Origin of the sequence: Wenzhouxiangella sp. XN24, from assembly GCF_011064545.1 — a bacterium.
GTDB lineage: Bacteria > Pseudomonadota > Gammaproteobacteria > Steroidobacterales > XN24 > XN24.
In genome coordinates this window covers 402,392-419,896 of the sequence record NZ_JAAMFG010000034.1, presented here as the reverse complement: position 1 = coordinate 419,896, position 17,505 = coordinate 402,392, and the positions used below count along the sequence as shown (strand labels likewise).

Sequence of the window (17,505 nt, the reverse complement as noted above, 5' to 3'; positions counted from 1 at the left end):
TCGAATCCCCAATTATAACGGATTACCGTCAGGCGGAGACGGGACGGGATTGGAGCCGGCCGGCGGCGGTCGGCGCGTCCACGGTCGCGATCGTGGCGCCGCCCAGGCAATTCTCGCCGCTGTAAAAGACGACGAACTGTCCTGGGGTGAGGGCACGCTGCGGAGTTGCGAAGTTCACGACCAGCGGGCCATCGCCCGTGATCTCGAGGCGGCAGGGCTGCAAGGGCTGGCGATGCCGGCAGCGCGCCATGCATTCCAGCGGAACAGCCGGCGGGACGCCTGCGACCCAGTGGGGCTCGACGGCCGTGAGCCGCCGGCTGAACAGGGCGGGATGATCGTGTCCCTGGACCACGAGCAGCACATTGCGGGCAGCGTCCTTGCCGGCCACGAACCAGGGTGCGTCGTCGGCGCCGCTGACGCCGCCGAGTCGCAGTCCCTGGCGCTGCCCCAGGGTATAGCGGGTCAGTCCCTGGTGTCGGCCGAGCGCCCTCCCGTCCAGGTCCTCTATTTCGCCGGCTTCGTCCTCCAGGTGACGTGCCAGGAACTCGGCAAAGGGCCGTTCGCCGATAAAACAGATCCCGGTGCTGTCCTTGCGATCGTGGTTGGGCAGTCCCGCCCGCTTCGCCAGCGCCCGCACTTCGGTCTTGTGCAGTTCTCCCAGCGGAAAGACGGTGTGGCGCAGGGCTTCGGCCGGCACCGCGTGCAGGAAATAGGTCTGGTCCTTGTCCGCGTCTACGGCGCGCAGCAGCCGTCCGGCTGCGTCGGTCCTTGCATAGTGGCCGGTCGCGATGCGCGCGGCGCCGAGGCGTCGGGCATGGTCGAGAAAGCTGCCGAACTTGATTTCCCGGTTACAGAGGACGTCCGGGTTCGGCGTGACGCCGGCGCGGTAGCCGGAGAGGAATGCCGCGAACACGCGGTCCCGGTACTCGCGCGAGAAATCCGCGTGGTGCAGCGGGATGCCCAGCAGTTCGCATACGGCTCGCGCATCCTGGAAATCCTCGGCGGACTGGCAGTAGCCTTCCTCGTCCTCGGACCAGTTGCTCATGAACAGGCCCTCGACATCATGGCCCGCCTCCAGCAGGCGCAGCGCCGCGACCGAGGAATCGACGCCGCCGGACAGGCCTACGATGACGCGCTGCGCGGCCATCAGAGTCCCAGTTCGTCCAGTTCGCGCGCCGCCGTGCTGAGCTGCCACAGCTGGTCGAACTGTCCGAGGTATCGGCGCGCCATGCGCGGCTCTCGAGTGTCGGCGATGCCTTCCCAGCGGTCGGTCTTCGGCCGGTAGACCAGTGCCATGCCGTCCGCGACCAGGAAGGCGTCGCTGCGATCCTGGTAAGCGTCCGGCAGATGGCGGAACTCGATGAAGGTGGAGAGGCGCCGGCCAACGTAGAGGAAGCGGTTGACGCTCGGTTGCACGCGGCCCGGATCGCTGATCAGGACCCGGATGCGGGCGTGGCTGCGCGACAGGACCAGGCGTTTCACGATCTCCAGGAAACGCTTCGAATCGTAGACGCCGTGTTCGAGGTCCGGCGTGAAGATGGCGAGCGACCGGGCCGCCAGGGCAGCCACGTCGGCGACCGCATCGGCGAATTCCAGCTTGCCGCTCAGCATGCGCCGGGTGCCGGTCAGTTCCCCGGGCGCTGTCAGGCCCGTGCCGCCGCCTGGTAGGGAAAGGCGCATCAGGCGATGCATGATGCCCGCCTCGTCGAATTCCGGGCCTTCAGCCACGAAGCCGAAGCGCGCATAAAAACCGAGCACCTGGACCTGGGCGTGCAGGTAGACCGCCTCGAGCCCCTGCTGCGCGGCCTCTTCGAGCAGCCGGCGCAGGATCGCCGCGCCGACACCGTAGCCGCGCCATTCCGGCAGCACCGCCATGCGTCCGATCTTGCCCGACGGATGGAGGCGGCCTGTCCCGATGGCGCCGACGTCCGGCGCGGTGGCGACCGCGTGGGCGCAAACGGGATCGAGGCCGTCCCATTCCTCGTCCTCGGCGACGGCCTGCTCCTCGACGAACACCGTGGTGCGGAGCTGGCGCAGATTCTCTTCATCGGTGCCCCAGTCGGCGAGGCGTACGCTGAAATCGCTGTAGTCCATGGGCGTGCGGCTCCGCGGCGAATCAGAGATCGCGTGCGAGCCGGGCGGCGAGCCCGGTGTAAGTCCCGGGCGTGAGTTCGAGCAGGCGATGCTGCACCTCGCCGGGCAGGCCGAGGCCGCCGATGAAGGCGCGCAACTCCTCCGGCGTCACCCGGCGCCCCCGCGTCAGCGCCTTGAGCTGCTCGTAGGGGTTTTCCAGGCCGTGACGACGCATCGCGGTCTGGATGGCTTCTCCCAGCACCTCCCAGTTCGCCTCCAGGTCCTGCTCGAGTCGCGCCGGATCCGCCTCGAGTCGCTCGAGGCCTTTCATCACCGACGAATACGCGATCAGCGAGTGGCCGAGCGCGACGCCGATATTGCGCAGCACCGTGGAATCGGTCAGGTCGCGCTGCCAGCGCGATACCGGCAGCTTGGCGGCAAAATGCCCGAGCAGCGCATTGGCGATGCCGAGGTTGCCTTCCGCATTCTCGAAATCGATCGGGTTGACCTTGTGCGGCATGGTGGAGGAGCCGACTTCCCCGGCCACCAGCTTCTGCTTGAAATAGCCCAGCGAGACGTAGCCCCACAGGTCGCGACAGAGGTCCAGGAGGGCGGTGTTGAAACGCTCCAGTGCATGGCAATACTCGGCGATCCAGTCATGCGGCTCGATCTGCGTCGTGTAGGGATTCGACGCCAGGCCGAGCGACTCCACGAAAAGTCGCGACACGGCGGGCCAGTCCACGTCGGGATACGCCGCGAGATGCGCGTTGTAGTTCCCCACGGCGCCGTTCAGCTTGCCGAGGATCTCCACCTGCGCGAAGCTCGCCCCCAGCCGCCGCAGCCGCCACGCGAAATTGGCGAACTCCTTGCCCAGCGTGGTCGGCGACGCTGCCTGCCCGTGCGTGCGCGAGAGCATCGGGAGGGCGGCGTACTCCTCCGCCAGGTGGGCCAGCCGGGTGGTGAGGCCGTTCTGTTCCGGCAGCAGGACCTCGTTGCGTGCGTCCCGCAGCATCAGGGCATAGGCCAGGTTGTTGATGTCTTCAGAGGTGCAGGCGAAGTGGAAGAACTCGCGCAGGCGGCCGTCTGCATCCAGGGGCGCAAGCTGCTCCTTGAGGAAGTATTCGACGGCCTTGACGTCGTGATTGGTCTTCCCTTCGATGGACTTTACCCGCACCGCCTGTTCGAGCGTCAGGCCGGCGGCCAGCGACTTGAGCAGTTCGAGCGGTTTGCCGGTCACCGGGTCGAGCTCGACGATGCCCGGCTCGTCAGCAAGCGCGAGCAACCAGCGGGCCTCCACGGCGACACGGTATCGGATCAGTCCGAATTCACTGAACACGGGACGGAGCCGGGAGGCCCGCCCGGCGTAACGGCCATCAACCGGGGAAATGGCCGTGAGCGGTGAGGTATCCATGGATAAGGTGCCGGAAGTGTTAGGATTGCGGCATCATACCGCAACGCGATCAGCAGCTTGAAGCGGCCGCTGGCGCGCGCGGTATGATCTTTATTTAATGCTTTTTTAACATGTATATAGAAATGGAACTTAAAGCCATTTCTTGCCCAGAGGGAGAGAGCGCATGTCGGCGCAGGACTATCGCATCGAAAAAGACAGCATGGGCGAGCTCCGGGTGCCCGCGGACGCGTTATGGGGGGCACAGACGCAGCGCGCGGTCGAGAACTTCCCGATCAGCGGCCGGCCTCTGCCCAGGGCCTTCGTGCGCGCCGTCGGCCTGGTGAAATGGGCGGCCGCCGGCGCCAACCATGAACTGGGGCTGCTGGAGGATACGCTCGCGGACGCGATCCGGGCGGCCGCCGAGGAGGTGGCGGACGGGAAGCACCATGAGCAGTTCCCGGTCGATGTATTCCAGACAGGGTCGGGCACCAGCACCAACATGAACGCCAACGAGGTGATCGCGACCCTCGCGACGCGCCGCGCCGGCCGTCCCGTGCACCCCAACGACCACGTGAACATGGGCCAGAGCAGCAACGATGTGATCCCGACGGCCATCCACGTGAGCGCTGCGCTGGAACTCGAGGCCGCACTGCTGCCGGCGCTGGAACACCTGGCGCAGGTCATCGAGGCGAAAGCGGTGGAATGCCACGACGTCGTCAAGACCGGTCGGACGCACCTGATGGACGCCATGCCGGTGCGCATGAGCCAGGAGCTCGGCGGCTGGGCGAGCCAGGTGCGCGCCGGCCTGGATCGACTCCGGGGCACCCGGTCGCGCCTCTGGCGCCTGGCGCAGGGCGGCACGGCGGTCGGCACCGGGATCAATGCGCACGAGGCTTTCGGCGAACGATTCGCCGCCCAGCTCGCGAAGCGCACCGGCACGGAGTTCGCTGCCAGCGGTGATTATTTCGAGAGTCTCAGCTGCCAGGACACCGCGGTGGAACTCTCGGGACAGTTGAAGACCGTGGCTGTCAGCCTGATGAAGATCGCCAACGACCTGCGCTGGATGAACAGCGGGCCGCTCGCCGGGATCGGCGAGATCGCGCTGCCGGCGCTGCAGCCCGGATCGAGCATCATGCCGGGCAAGGTGAACCCGGTGATCCCGGAGGCGACGGCGATGGTCGCCGCCCAGGTGATCGGCAACGACGCGACGATCACGATCGGCGGGCAGTCCGGGAATTTCCAGCTCAACGTGATGCTGCCGGTGATCGCCGACCGACTGCTGGACAGCATCGCGCTGCTTGCGGCCGCCGCGCGGGCGCTGGCGGATCGCGCCATCGCGGGCTTCACGGTCAACGAGGCCCACATCAAGGCGGCCCTCGACAGGAACCCGATCCTCGTGACCGCGCTCAATCCCGTGATCGGTTACGAGCTGGGTGCGGCCACGGCGAAAAAAGCCTATGCCCAGGGGCGGCCGATCCGGGAAGTCGCGCTGGAGATGACCGAATTGTCCGAACAGGAACTCGCGCGCCTTCTGGACGCCGCGTCCCTGACGGAGGGCGGCATCCGCAAGTGAAGGGGCTCATCGCCCGGCGCTTCGCGGGCACGCGACCGGCTCCGCCGGAGATCTACCGGGTGCCGGGGATCGCCGGGGACCTGCCGCGTGCGCTGGAGCGGTTGCGGCCGCGCACGCTGGTTCCTGCTGCCGTATTGCTCCCCATCGTGGAGCGTCCGGGGGGGTTGACCGTCCTGTTCACGGTCCGGGCCGCGGGGCTGCGCCACCATGCCGGCCAGGTCAGCTTTCCGGGCGGGCGCATGGATGCGCTGGACGCCGGACCCCTGGAAGCGGCACTGCGCGAGTCACGAGAGGAGATCGGCCTGCCGGCGTCGCTCGTCGAGGTCGCCGGGTACCTGCCGAACTACCTCACGATCACGGGGTTCTCCGTGACGCCGGTGGTGGGCTTCGTCGGGGCCGCCTTCAACCCGGTGGTGGATGCGGAGGAAGTCAGCGAAGCTTTCGAAGTGCCGCTGGAGGTGCTCCTGGAGCCCGGCAACATGCAGCTGGCCCACAAGCGTTTCATGGGGGTGCGACTGCCGTACTACGAACTGCCCTGGGGAAGGCACCGGATCTGGGGCGCGACGGCGGCCATGCTGGTGAATTTCCGCGACATGCTGCGCGAGGAGTGTTCATGAAGGCGATGGAGGACCTGCTCGAAGTGATGCGCCGGCTGCGCGACCCCCGCGACGGCTGTCCCTGGGACCAGGCCCAGACGTTTGCGACCATCGCCCCCTACACGATCGAGGAAGCCTTCGAAGTGGCCGACGCGATCGAACGCGGCGATCTCGAGGCGCTGCGCGAGGAGCTGGGCGACCTGTTGTTCCAGGTCGTGTTCCACGCGCGCCTCGCCGAGGAGCAGGCGGCTTTCGACTTCAACGGTGTCGCGGCCGGGCTCGCAGAAAAGATGCGGCGCCGCCATCCGCACGTCTTCGGCGACGCGCGGATCGCCGACGCCACCGCCCAGACCGCCGCCTGGGAGTCTCACAAGGCCGGGGAACGCGCCGCGCGGGACGAGGGATTGCTGGACGGTGTTCCCGCCGCCTTGCCCGCGCTCGCGCGGGCCCAGAAACTGGGCCGCCGCGCGGCGCGAGTCGGTTTCGACTGGCCCGATGCCCGGGCCGTGCTCGACAAGATCGCCGAAGAAGCCGCGGAGCTGGAGATCGCCGCCGCCGGATCTTCCCCGGCGCACATCGACGAGGAGCTGGGCGACCTGCTGTTCAGCATCGTCAACTTCGCGCGGCACCTCGAGATAGACGCCGAAGGGGCCCTGCGCCGCGCGAACCTGAAGTTCGAGCGCCGCTTCCGCGCCATGGAGGCTGCGCTTGCAGCGTCCGGGCGGCGCGTCGACGAGGTGGACAGCGAAGCCCTGGAGCGGCTCTGGAGCGCAGCCAAGGAGTCCGAAGCTGAGCGTTGAGGCACGCCCCGACAAGGCGCTGCGCCTCGAGTTTCCATCCGCGCTGCCGATTTCAGCGGCTCGCGAGGAGATCGCTGCCGCGCTGGAAGCCCACCAGGTGGTGGTCGTTTGCGGTGCGACAGGTTCCGGGAAAACGACCCAGCTGCCGAAGATCTGCCTGGCCTCGGGACGCGGCCGGCACGGCATGATCGGACACACGCAGCCGCGACGGATCGCTGCGCGCGCCGTGGCGGCGCGGATTGCCGACGAGCTCGGTCCGGCCGGGACATCGGTCGTGGGCTGGAAGGTGCGTTTCGCGGACCGGACGGGCCCGGATTGCCGCGTGAAACTGATGACCGACGGTATCCTGCTCGCGGAGATCCGCAGCGATCCGCTGCTCTCGCGCTACGACACGCTGATCATCGACGAGGCGCACGAGCGCAGCCTCAACATCGATTTTCTGCTCGGTTACCTGAAGCGGATCCTGCCGCGCCGTCCCGACCTCAAGGTTCTCATCACTTCGGCGACGATCGAGCCGGCGCGTTTCGCGGAGCATTTCGGCGGCGCACCCGTCATCGAGGTGGCCGGGACCGCTTATCCCGTCGAGGTCCGTTACCGGCCGGCGACCGATCCCGAAGAAGGCCGCCTCGCCGACGGGGTGCTCGCCGCAGTGGACGAACTGACCGCGCCGGGCCAGCCGCCAGCGGGAGACATCCTCGTCTTCCTGCCGGGGGAACGCGAGATTCGCGAAGCCGCCGAGGCGTTGCGCAAGCACCATCCGCCGGGCGTGGAGGTATTGCCGCTGTACGGGCGCCTCTCCAGCAGCGAGCAGGACCGTGTCTTCAAGCCCGCGGGACGACGGCGCTTCGTTCTGGCCACCAACGTGGCGGAAACGTCTCTCACGGTGCCGGGCATCCGCTGCGTGGTGGATTCCGGCCTCGCACGGATCAGTCGTTACAGCTATCGCTCCAAGATCCAGCGGCTCCAGGTCGAGCCGATCTCGCAGGCGAGCGCCTGGCAACGTCGCGGGCGGTGCGGCCGGGAGGCCGAGGGCATCTGCATCCGGCTCTACGAGGAAGCGGAGCATGACGCACGGCCCGAATACACGGATCCCGAGATCCGCCGCACCAACCTGGCGAGCGTCATCCTGCAGATGGAAACGCTCGGCCTGGGCGACATCGCCGAGTTCCCGTTTCTCGATCCGCCGGATGCCCGTTTCATCAATGACGGTTACCGCCTGTTGCGCGAGCTCGGCGCGGTGGACGAGGGGCGCAAGATCACCTCGCTCGGGCGCCGCCTCGCGCGGCTGCCGGTGGATCCGCGCCTCGCGCGGATGCTGCTGGCTGCGGGCGAGCAGGGCTGCCTGCGGGAAATGCTCGTCATCGCCTCCGGGTTATCGATCCGCGACCCGCGCGAGCGTCCCGTCGAGGCGGCCGCCAGTGCGGACGAGCGCCATGCGGCGTTCCGGGACCCGCGCTCGGATTTTCTTTCCCTCGTGAAACTCTGGGAAAACTGGCAGGCGCGGCGCAAGCACGATTCCGGCAGCGCGCAACGTCGCTGGTGCCGGGACAATTTCGTCTCTTTTCTCCGCTTGCGTGAATGGCAGGACGTGCACCGCCAGCTGGTGGGCATCGTCCACGAGATGCGCCTCAAGGAAAACGAGATCGCAGCGGATTATGCTGCGGTCCACCGCGCGGTGCTGGCTGGGATGCTGTCTCATATCGGGCGGCTCGATGAGAACGGCGAGTTTCGCGGGCCGCGTAACCTCCGTTTCCGGTTGTTCCCGGACTCGACCCTCGCCGGTCGCCCGCCGACGTGGGTGGTGGTGGCGGCCCTGGTCGAGACGGGGCGTGTCTGGGGGCGCATGGCGGCCGCCGTGCAACCGGCATGGATCGAATCGGCAGGGGCCCACCTGCTCAGGCGCAGCTGGTCGGATCCGCACTGGCAGGCGGACCGGGGATTCGTTGCGGCACGCGAACAAGTGACGCTTTTCGGGCTGGTGCTCGCGGCCAATCGTCGCGTCGATTACGCCCGCGTGGATCCGGCCGGGGCGCGCGAAGTTTTTCTCCGCGAGGCGCTGGCGGCGGGCCGGCTGCGCACCCGGGGACGCTTCCTGGCCGCCAACCGGCGGCTCGTGGACGAGGTGCACCTGCTCGAGGCGAAGCTGCGCCGCCGGGAGCTGCTCGCCGGCGACGAGGCACTGGCGGCGTTCTATGCGGCACGGGTGCCGGCGGAGATCTCTTCGATGGCCGCCTTCGAGCGCTGGCGGCGCAAGGCGGAAAAAAACCGGCCGGACCTCCTGGAGATGTCACTCGAGGACCTGCTGACGGGGGCGCCCCTGCCGGCGGTCGAGGCCTATCCCGACAGCCTCGAGCTCGGCGGCAACCGGCTGCCGCTGCATTATCACTTCGATCCGGTGGCGGAGGAGGATGGCGTGACCGTGGACGTCCCGCGCCACCTGCTGCCGTTGCTCGACGAAGATCGCCTCGAGTGGCTCGTCCCGGGGTGGCTCGAGGAGAAGGTCATCGCGATGCTGCGCGCCCTGCCCAAGGCCGCACGCCGCCGCATCGTGCCCGTGCCCGATCATGCGAGGGAATGCCTGGCCCGGCTCCGGCCCGGCGTCGGACGGCTTCGCGCGGCCCTGGCGGAGACGCTGCGGCAAACCGCCGGCGTCGAAGTCGAACCGGAAACCTGGGCGGAACTGGAGCTCGAGCCCTGGTTGCGCTTCCGGGTCCGGGTGCTGGATGAGGCGGGCGAGCCCATCGCGGCGTCGCGCGACCTGCGGGCCCTCAAGGAGCGCCATTCTCCCGGCAGCGGTCCGGTCGAGACACTCCGGGATGATGCCTGGGCGGGGGATGGGTTCCGCGACTGGCGTTTCGGCGCGGCGCCGGAACAGCTGGAAGTGCGCCACGGCCGCACCCGGCAGCAACTCTTCGCCGCGATCCAGGACGACGGGTCCAGCGTTTCCTGCCGGTTGTTCAGCACGCCGGGAGCCGCCGCGGATGCGCACCGCCTTGGCGTCCTGCGACTTTTCATGCTGGCGATGCCCCAGCAGCACCGCGCCTTGTTGCAGGCCGCGCGGCGGGATCGCAGCCTGGTGTTGCTCGGGCGCGAGCTGGCATCCGGCACCGACCTGCCTGAAGACCTCGTAGCGGCCGCGTTCTCGGGCGTGTTTCTCGCGGGGGACGCCGAGGTGCCGCGGGATGAGGCCGCCTTTCGACGGCAGCTCGAACAAGGCCGTTCGCGACTCGTTCCGGAGGGGGAACGCTTCCTCGGCCTCGCCGCGGAGATCCTGGCCCTGAACTCGTCCTGCCGTCGCGCGCTGGCGGCCGGGCTCACCGGCCCCGGAGCGCGCGAAGCCGCAGCGGATATCGAGCGACAGCTCCGGCAGCTCATGTTTCCCGGCTGTTTCCGCGTCACTCCACCGGAGCGCCTGCGTTCCATGCCGCGTTACCTGCAGGCGATCATGTTGCGGATCGAGCGCCTCGCCATGGGCAAGGGCGAGGCCCGCCAGGTCCTGGAGCTCGCGCTGCCGAGGCAGAGACTGGAAGAAGGTTTCGCGACGGACTGGTCCAGCGCAGCGGCGGCCGACGCCTTCCGTGACTATCGCTGGATGGTCGAGGAGTACCGCGTGCAGCTCTTCGCCCAGCAGCTGGGCGTCGCGGGGCGAGTCTCCCATGCGCGCCTGGACAAGCAGTGGCTCGCCGTGAGGTCCCTGCAGGCCGGGGTCGTTCTCGCCGATTGACGTACGCGGACCGCGCCAACCACAATCGGCCGATGAACGAACCTCTTCCCGCCGCATGAGAATCGGCGTCGTCGTCGGTGCTTCGTGCGATCTGCCCGATGCCTACCTGGAGTCGAACGGCATTCGCGTCCTGCCGTCCGTGCTGCAGATCGACGGCAGGACCTGGCTGGATGAGCGGGACCCGGATCGCACCATGGCGCTGTACCGGCGACACATCGCGGACCGGGCGTCGACCGCCCACTCGACCGCGTGCGGCGCCGCGGAGATCAGCGACATCTTCCTGCATGAGCTGGTATCCGACTACGAGCGCATCCTGGTGATCAGCGCCTGTGCGGAGTTCAGCGAGCTGTTCGAGCGCGCGACCGAGGCATCGTACGCGATCCTGCAACATTACCGCGAGCGCCGGGAAGCGGGCCGGCACGACGGGGGGTTCGCGTTGCGTGTCCTGGACAGCTGTTCAGTCTGCGCGGGGGAGGCGGTGCTGGTGTGCCACGCGATGCAATTGCTGCGGGCGGGAAAACTCGGGTTCGAGAGCATCCGCAGGGCCGTGCGGCAGGCGGCGTCGCGGACCGTATGCCTGGCCGTCGCGGCGGATCCCTGGTTTCTCGGCCACCGCGGCCTGGATGGCGAACGCAGCGCGATCAGCCGGCTCGACCGGATTCGCGCGGTGGTCTCGGATCTGAAGCCCGTGATCGAGCTCAAGGCCGGACGCTATCGCACCGTGGCGCGTCCGCGCGGCTTCAACGCAGCGTGCGCCACGGCCCTCAAAAAAGCCGAGGACGGGATCGGCCGCGGATCGGGGGCGCGGGCGGTGGCACTGAGCTTCGGCGGGGATCCCCGGGTGATTCGCGAAATGCCTGCCTACCAGTCCCTGGAGGCGCGCGCCCTGGGCCTGGGTGCGGAGCTGCATCTCTCCGTGATGAGCGCGACCATGGCGGTCCGCCTCGGGCCGGGCGCCTTTTCGGTGGCCTGGCTGGCCGCAGCCGAGGCGGACAGCGAGGCCTAGCGCTCCTCGCTCGCCGGAGGTTCCGGCGGCTTGAACGCACCGGGAACCGCCTTGACCAACGGCCCGATGAGATCCAGGGGCAACGGGAACACGATCGTGTTGGTCTTCTCGTTCGCGATGTGGCTCAGCGTCTGGAGATAGCGCAGCTGCATGGCCTGCGGTTGGGTAGACAGCTGCTGCGCGGCTTCGACGAGCCGCGCCGACGCCTGCATTTCGCCTTCCGCATGAATGACCTTGGCGCGCCGGGAACGCTCGGCCTCGGCCTGCTGTGCAATCGCGCGGATCATGCTCTCGTCGATGTCGACGTGCTTGATCTCGACGTTGGTGACCTTGATGCCCCAGTTGTCCGTGTGCTCGTCGAGGATCGACTGGATATCCGTATTGAGCTTGTCGCGTTCCGAGAGCATTTCGTCCAGCTCGTGCTTGCCGAGCACCGAGCGCAGCGTCGTCTGCGCCAGCTGGCTGGTGGCCTCGTAGACGTTTTCGACCTGGATGATGGCGCGCTCCGGGTCGATGATGCGGAAATAGACCACGGCATTGACTTTCACCGACACGTTGTCCTGCGAAATGACGTCCTGCGACGGCACATCCATGACGACGATCCGCAGATCGGTCTTGACGATCTGCTGGATGATCGGGATGACGATGATCAGGCCTGGCCCCTTGACCTTGTAGAACCGTCCCAGCTGGAAGATGACGCCGCGCTCGTATTCCTTGAGGATCTTGATCGCGCTGAGCAGCAAGAGGACGACGGCGCCCAGCAACAGGGTGCTGAAATATCCCATCATACCGGTCATGTCATTTCTCCTTCGTTTCGAGGGGCTCGACTTCGAGGACGAGCCCGTGCATTCCATTGACGCGCAGGGACTGGCCGCTGCGGACCACGCCGCGAGTCTCGGCGGTCCACAATTCGCCGTGGACCCGCACGTGTCCGCGACCGGTGAATTCCTCGGCCGCCACGGCCGTCGCGCCGATCAAGTCGTCGCGTCCGCTGACGATGGGCTGACCCCGTGCGCGCATGGCCATCCAGATGATCGCCATCACGATGCTGCCGCCCACGGCGGCGATCGAGCCGATCAAGGCGGTCGGGATGCCATAGCCGGGCACGTCGGTATCCATGAGGATGATCGAGCCGACGACGAAGGCGACGATGCCTCCGAGCCCGAGCGCACCGAAGCTGGGGACGAATACCTCGCCTATCATCAGGAGCAGTCCCAGCACGATCAGGCCGAGTCCGGCATAGTTCACGGGCAGCACCTGCAGTGCGTACAGCGCCAGCAGCAGGCAGACGGCCCCGACCACCCCGGGAATCACGGCGCCCGGGTTGTAGCCTTCGAAAATCAGTCCGTAGATTCCGGCCAGCAGCAGCATGTAAGCGACCGTAGGACTCGTGATCACGGCGAGCAGGCGGGTGCGCCAGTCCGGCCCGACGCGTTCCACCGTGGCACCGGCACTGCGAATTTCCACGTCGCCGGTGGCAGTGGTCACCGTGCGCCCGTCGATCGCCGTGAGGAGCCCCGCAAGATCGACCGCGATGAGATCGACCACGTTCTTTTCCACGGCGCGTTCGGCCGTGAGACTGACGGATTCGCGCACCGCGCGTTCCGCCCAGTCGGCGTTGCGACCTCGCTGCTCCGCCAGCGAGCGGATATAAGCCACCGCATCGTTGATCGCCTTGGCTTCCGGACCTCCCGTGTTCGGGGCGGGTTCGGCGGCATCGCCATCGGCCTTTTCCTGCGTTCCGTCTTCGTCCGCGGCGGTTTCCCCGTCGGCAGCGGATTCACCTTCGGCAGCCGGTTCTTCGTCGGCGGGGGCGGAGTCGCCGCCGGGATCGAACGCATCGTCCGGCGGGGAGGGCCGGTTGCCGCCGCCACCGACGGGCACCGGCGTCGCGGCGCCGAGATTGGTTGCGGGCGCCATGGCGGCGACGTGGCTCGCGTAGAGAATGTAGGTCCCCGCGCTGGCGGCCCTGGAGCCGCTCGGGGAGACCCAGGTGACCACGGGGACGGACGAGCCGAGGATCGACTTGATGATGTCGCGCATGGCGGTGTCGAGGCCGCCGGGCGTATCCATCTCGATGACCACGAGGTCGAATCCCTCGTCGGCGGCGTTGTCGATCCCGTCCACGAGATAGTTGCTGAGCGCCGGTCCGATGGGGCCGTTCAGCTCCAGCAACAACGCGCGGGAACCCTCTTGTGTGTCTCGCTCCGAACCGCCCTGGGCCACGGCGGCGAGCGCCGCAAAGCAGGCGATGCACAGGAAAAAAGCGCGCAGCGTGTTCATTGGCTCATGGTATCGTCCAGCCCGGGCCCGCGCCAGTCGCGCGGGCATCCGGGCGCCCCCCTGGCGTCCGGTGAACCAACAGGATCGAGTGAAGACACGATGGATATCGTTTTTGTGACGACCGGCGGGACGATCGACAAGATCTATTTCGACGCCATGAGCCGCTTCGAAGTCGGTGACACCGTGATCGACACCATTTTGCGCGAGGCGGGCGTGGGCTTCACCCCCCATGTCGTTCCGCTGATGCGCAAGGACAGCCTGGAGATCGACGCGACCGACCGGGTCGCGATGCGCACGGCCATCGCGGCACGGACGGAAACCCGTGTGGTCGTGACCCACGGCACGGACACCATGGTGGAGACTGCCGCCGCGCTGGCGGCCGTGGCGGGAAAAACCATCGTCCTGACGGGCGCGTTGACCCCGGCGCGTTTCCAGAGTTCTGACGCGGTGTTCAATATCGGCATGGCCGTCGCCGCGGTGCAGACCTGCCCGCCAGGCGTCTGGATCGCCATGAACGGGCAAATCTTCGCGCACGACAACGTGCGCAAGAACCGCGAGCTGAACCGCTTCGAGGCGTTACGGGCCTGAACTTGCCGCAGGCGCGGCGGCCGGCGAGCTGCCGTTGCGAAGCCGCCGCTTCAGCTCAGCCGCCGAAACCGCCCATGCCCGGCATCTTGGTGGCGCCCGGCGGCACTTCGAACAATGCCGGGTCCTGCTCACCGATGCGCAGGTCCCGGATTTCCATGCTCATGGTCTCGCCCGGCCGTTCGCTGCTCGTGAACTCCATGCGGATCGGAATCCAGTGTTCCGTGACCCAGAAATCACCCTCCGCGCGCTGGCCCTCGTCCACGGTGATGACGTGGTAGCGGGTCGTCGGCCAGCCGTCGATTTCCTCGGCGCCGATTTCCGTGAACTCGACAATGTTTTCCGCGTCGGGGAGGGGGTCGCTTTCGCCCATCATCCCGGGCTTGTCGATGCTCGTTTCCATGTACATGTTGTTCGGCAGGAAGGTGTAAACGACGCCCCGGTCCTGTCGGATGACCATGGCCATCGACATGCCCTGGTGGCTCATTTCCTCGCGATGCAGGCCCGGCGGGCGGTAGCGGTAATACGTCTCGATCGTCTCGCCGCCGGCCTTGATCACACGCGTTCCCTCGTGGGCGACCGTCGGTTCACTCCACCCGGCGGGCAGATCGCCGGCGTGGGTGATCATGGGCAGCGCGGCGAGCAGTGCGCCGGCAAATATCCTCTTCAGCATGTTCGTTCTCCGTATCGCGTCGTGACTCAGCCTTCCAGGTCGAAGCGGATTCCCTGTGCCAGCGGCAATTCATGGCTGAAGTTGATGGTGTTGGTCTGGCGTCTCATGTAGGCCTTCCACGAGTCCGAGCCGGCCTCGCGCCCGCCGCCCGTATCCTTCTCGCCGCCGAAAGCGCCGCCGATCTCTGCGCCGGAGGTGCCGATGTTCACGTTGGCGATGCCGCAGTCGCTCCCGGTTGCGCCGAGGAAACGTTCCGCCGTCGGCAGGTCGTCCGTGAAGATGGCCGACGACAGGCCTTGCCGGACCCCGTTGTTCAGCGCAATCGCTTCGTCCAGGTGGTGATAGGGAATGAGGTACAGGATAGGCCCGAAGGTTTCCTCCTGCACGATCGGCCATTCGTTGCTGGCCTTGACGATCGTGGGCTGGACGAAATGTCCGGGCCGGTCGATGACGTGACCGCCGGTCAGCACCCGGCCACCATGGGCGATGACTCTCTCGAGGGCCGCCTCGTAGCGCGAGACGGCGGCCGCGCTGATCAGCGGGCCCATCAGGGTGCTCGGATCCAGCGGGTCGCCGATGCGGACCTGTTCGTAGGCGTGCATCAGCCGATGGGCCAGTTCGTCGAACAGCTTCTCGTGCACGAACACCCGGCGCGTCGTGGTGCAACGCTGGCCGGCGGTGCCGACGGCACCAAAAACGATCGCCGGCACGGCGAGCTCCAGGTTGGCGCGTTCGTCGACGATGATCGCGTTGTTGCCGCCGAGTTCGAGCAGCGACCTGCCGAGCCGCGCGGCGACGCGTTGCGCGACCTTGCGGCCTACTGCAGTGGAACCGGTGAAGGACACCAGGTCGATGCGTTCGTCGTCGACGAAGGTTTCGGCCATGGCGACGTCCGATTCGACGAACAGGTTGAAGATCGGCGGGAAGCCCTGTCCGGCGAGCGCTTCGTTGCAGATCTTCTGCACGGCGATCGCACACAGGGGGGTGCTCGGGGACGGCTTCCAGATGCATACGTCGCCGCACACCGCCGCGATCAGCGCGTTCCAGCTCCACACGGCGACAGGGAAATTGAAGGCGCTGATGATGCCGACCACGCCCAGGGGATGCCATTGCTCGTACATCCGATGACCGGGACGCTCGGAATGCATGGTACGTCCGTAGAGCATCCGCGACTGGCCGACGGCGAAATCGGCGACATCGATCATCTCCTGGACCTCGCCGTCGCCTTCGGCCTTGATCTTGCCCATCTCCAGGCTGACCAGGCTGCCCAGCGCGTCCTTGTGTCGCCGCAGCGCTTCCGCGCACAGTCGTACCGCCTCGCCCCGTTGCGGCGCGGGAATCGCCCGCCACAGGTGGAATGCTTCGCGTGCTGCCGCGACGATATCCTCGTACTCATCGGGAGAGGCCGTGCGCACCCGGGCGATGGTCTCACCCGTGGCGGGGTTCATCGAGTTGATGACCAGGCCCTTTCCGGGCAGCTCGCGGGAACCCGCCCAGGCGCCCGAATTCTCCTCGCCGAGGCCGAGGCTTTTCAGTATTTCCAGCATTTCATGCTCCCTTTGCGCGTTGATGGCCCACGGCCCCGGTCGCGATCATTCGCGCCGATACTTCATTGGTGCCGCCATGGGCATAGAACCGGCCGAAGCGGTTGTCGAGCACGTCTTTCAGGTGAAAGCTCTCCTGCGTGACGAAACCGCGATGCGACTCGGGATCACAGATGACGAGATCGGCGACGGCGCAGACCCCTGCCGCGGTCGTCACCTGGATGGCGGACCAGAGCCGCCCGGCGATGATCTGCGGGTAGACCTTGTTGACGTAGTTCTCCTCACGCAACTCGCCGTCCTGCAGCCCGACGACCGAAACATAGACGATCACGACGTCCTGCAGTGTCCGGGGCACCGCGTTCTCGAGGATGCGCTTGAGGGTGTCGCGATCATGATTGAGCTTGAGGCCGTTCATGAGCAGCCGCATCTGGTTGCAGTGGCCGGGGTAGCGCATGGTCTTGTAGTTCATCTCGGTCACGCGGCCGTGCCAGCTGTCGGCAAGCGACCCGAGGCCGCCCGAGGTATTGAAGGCCTCGTAGACGTTGCCGTCGATCTCTATTTCCTCCAGCCCTTCCAGCGGCAGCACATTGATGATGCTGCCATCCTCCACGCTCTGGCACATGTTGCCGTACTCGTTGATCAACCCGTCGGTCGACCATGTCAGGGAGTACTTCAGGACGTTGTTCGGGTGCTGGGGGAGGGCGCCGACGCGCAGCTTGACGGTGTGGATCTCGTCGAAATGCGCGGCGAGCTCGTTGGCCGCGATGCTGACGAAGCCGGGTGCGAGCCCGCATTGCGGGGCGAACGCCGTGGATGCGCCGGCCGCGAGCGTGCGGACCTCCTCGGTGACGGCGACGTCTTCCGTCAGGTCGAAATAGTGCATGCCCCGCTGCCGGGCGGCCGCCGCCACCGGCACGTTGCAGAAGTACGGCAATCCCGAGATCACGGCATCCACGGGATGGGCATCGAGATGGGCGGCCAGGTCCTCCGGCGCGGTGGCATCGAGGGCGAAAGCCCGCACATTGGCGAGCCCATGGGCCTTGACGACGCTTTCCGCCGCGGCGCCGTCGAGGTCTGCGAGATCGATACGATAATCGCCCGATTCGCCCAACAGGCCGGAAATCAGGGCTCCGATCTTGCCGGCCCCGAGAACGAGTACTCGATGCATCAAGGTGACTCCAGGATTGTTTTTTTGAGACGTGTCCGGCCCGTCCCTCGCCTGCGGGGCGCGTTCGTTCCGGGGGATGCCTGACGATAT

Annotated in this window: 14 protein-coding genes; 6 read left to right on the top strand and 8 right to left on the bottom strand. The window is 67.2% G+C overall.

From position 1 onward, the window contains the following. Positions 1-28 precede the first annotated feature (28 nt). Genes mnmA through purB form a run of 3 tightly spaced genes read right to left on the bottom strand, consistent with a single transcriptional unit; the run spans position 29 to position 3,484 of the window. Entirely contained in the window at positions 29-1,150 is a 1,122-nt protein-coding gene (gene mnmA, locus G6032_RS09610) for a tRNA 2-thiouridine(34) synthase MnmA (protein ID WP_206211934.1), read from the bottom strand. Further along, positions 1,147-2,094 carry a GNAT family N-acetyltransferase gene (locus tag G6032_RS09605; RefSeq protein WP_165281910.1) on the bottom strand — a complete coding sequence of 316 codons (948 nt, stop codon included), beginning with the start codon at positions 2,092-2,094 and terminating at the stop codon, positions 1,147-1,149. Before G6032_RS09605 ends, mnmA begins: the two co-directional genes overlap by 4 nt. Positions 2,095-2,116: 22 nt before the next feature. Then, the gene (purB, locus tag G6032_RS09600; protein ID WP_165281909.1) at positions 2,117-3,484 is read right to left on the bottom strand and encodes an adenylosuccinate lyase; all 1,368 of its coding nucleotides are present in this window, start codon (positions 3,482-3,484) and stop codon (positions 2,117-2,119) included. 163 nt (positions 3,485-3,647) lie between these two features. Here purB and G6032_RS09595 point away from each other — a divergent pair, with 163 nt between their 5' ends. The 5 genes from G6032_RS09595 to G6032_RS09575 are packed head-to-tail and all read left to right on the top strand — an operon-like array spanning position 3,648 to position 11,162. Continuing rightward, the gene (locus tag G6032_RS09595) at positions 3,648-5,036 is read left to right on the top strand and encodes a class II fumarate hydratase (RefSeq protein WP_165281908.1); all 1,389 of its coding nucleotides are present in this window, start codon (positions 3,648-3,650) and stop codon (positions 5,034-5,036) included. Beyond that, positions 5,033-5,653 carry a CoA pyrophosphatase gene (locus tag G6032_RS09590; RefSeq protein ID WP_165281907.1) on the top strand — a complete coding sequence of 207 codons (621 nt, stop codon included), beginning with the start codon at positions 5,033-5,035 and terminating at the stop codon, positions 5,651-5,653. The genes G6032_RS09595 and G6032_RS09590 overlap by 4 nt, the downstream gene beginning before the upstream one ends. Continuing rightward, positions 5,650-6,432 carry a nucleoside triphosphate pyrophosphohydrolase gene (mazG, locus tag G6032_RS09585; RefSeq protein WP_165281906.1) on the top strand — a complete coding sequence of 261 codons (783 nt, stop codon included), beginning with the start codon at positions 5,650-5,652 and terminating at the stop codon, positions 6,430-6,432. The genes G6032_RS09590 and mazG overlap by 4 nt, the downstream gene beginning before the upstream one ends. After that, positions 6,341-10,156: an ATP-dependent RNA helicase HrpA gene (hrpA, locus tag G6032_RS09580; protein ID WP_165281905.1), complete on the top strand. Its 3,816-nt coding sequence runs from the start codon at positions 6,341-6,343 to the stop codon at positions 10,154-10,156. The genes mazG and hrpA overlap by 92 nt, the downstream gene beginning before the upstream one ends. A 55-nt stretch (positions 10,157-10,211) precedes the next feature. Beyond that, positions 10,212-11,162 carry a DegV family protein gene (locus tag G6032_RS09575; protein WP_165281904.1) on the top strand — a complete coding sequence of 317 codons (951 nt, stop codon included), beginning with the start codon at positions 10,212-10,214 and terminating at the stop codon, positions 11,160-11,162. Here the strand turns inward: G6032_RS09575 and G6032_RS09570 are convergent. Next, positions 11,159-11,950 carry a slipin family protein gene (locus G6032_RS09570; RefSeq protein WP_206211933.1) on the bottom strand — a complete coding sequence of 264 codons (792 nt, stop codon included), beginning with the start codon at positions 11,948-11,950 and terminating at the stop codon, positions 11,159-11,161. The two genes, G6032_RS09575 and G6032_RS09570, sit on opposite strands and share 4 nt — an antisense overlap. Positions 11,951-11,960: 10 nt before the next feature. After that, positions 11,961-13,445, bottom strand: coding sequence for an NfeD family protein (locus G6032_RS09565; protein WP_165281903.1), 1,485 nt, complete (start codon positions 13,443-13,445; stop codon positions 11,961-11,963). A 99-nt stretch (positions 13,446-13,544) separates the two neighbouring features. Here G6032_RS09565 and G6032_RS09560 point away from each other — a divergent pair, with 99 nt between their 5' ends. Continuing rightward, positions 13,545-14,033 (top strand): asparaginase domain-containing protein, encoded by a 489-nt coding sequence (locus G6032_RS09560; protein WP_165281902.1) that lies wholly within the window; start codon positions 13,545-13,547, stop codon positions 14,031-14,033. A gap of 55 nt (positions 14,034-14,088) precedes the next feature. Here G6032_RS09560 and G6032_RS09555 read toward each other — a convergent pair whose 3' ends face one another. Genes G6032_RS09555 through G6032_RS09545 form a run of 3 tightly spaced genes read right to left on the bottom strand, consistent with a single transcriptional unit; the run spans position 14,089 to position 17,415 of the window. After that, positions 14,089-14,703, bottom strand: coding sequence for a hypothetical protein (locus G6032_RS09555; RefSeq protein ID WP_165281901.1), 615 nt, complete (start codon positions 14,701-14,703; stop codon positions 14,089-14,091). A gap of 26 nt (positions 14,704-14,729) precedes the next feature. Continuing rightward, positions 14,730-16,250, bottom strand: coding sequence for an aldehyde dehydrogenase family protein (locus G6032_RS09550; RefSeq protein ID WP_165281900.1), 1,521 nt, complete (start codon positions 16,248-16,250; stop codon positions 14,730-14,732). Position 16,251: 1 nt separating this feature from the next. Next, on the bottom strand, positions 16,252-17,415 hold the full coding sequence (locus tag G6032_RS09545) for a saccharopine dehydrogenase C-terminal domain-containing protein (protein WP_165281899.1): 1,164 nt from the start codon (positions 17,413-17,415) through the stop codon (positions 16,252-16,254). Positions 17,416-17,505 lie beyond the last annotated feature (90 nt).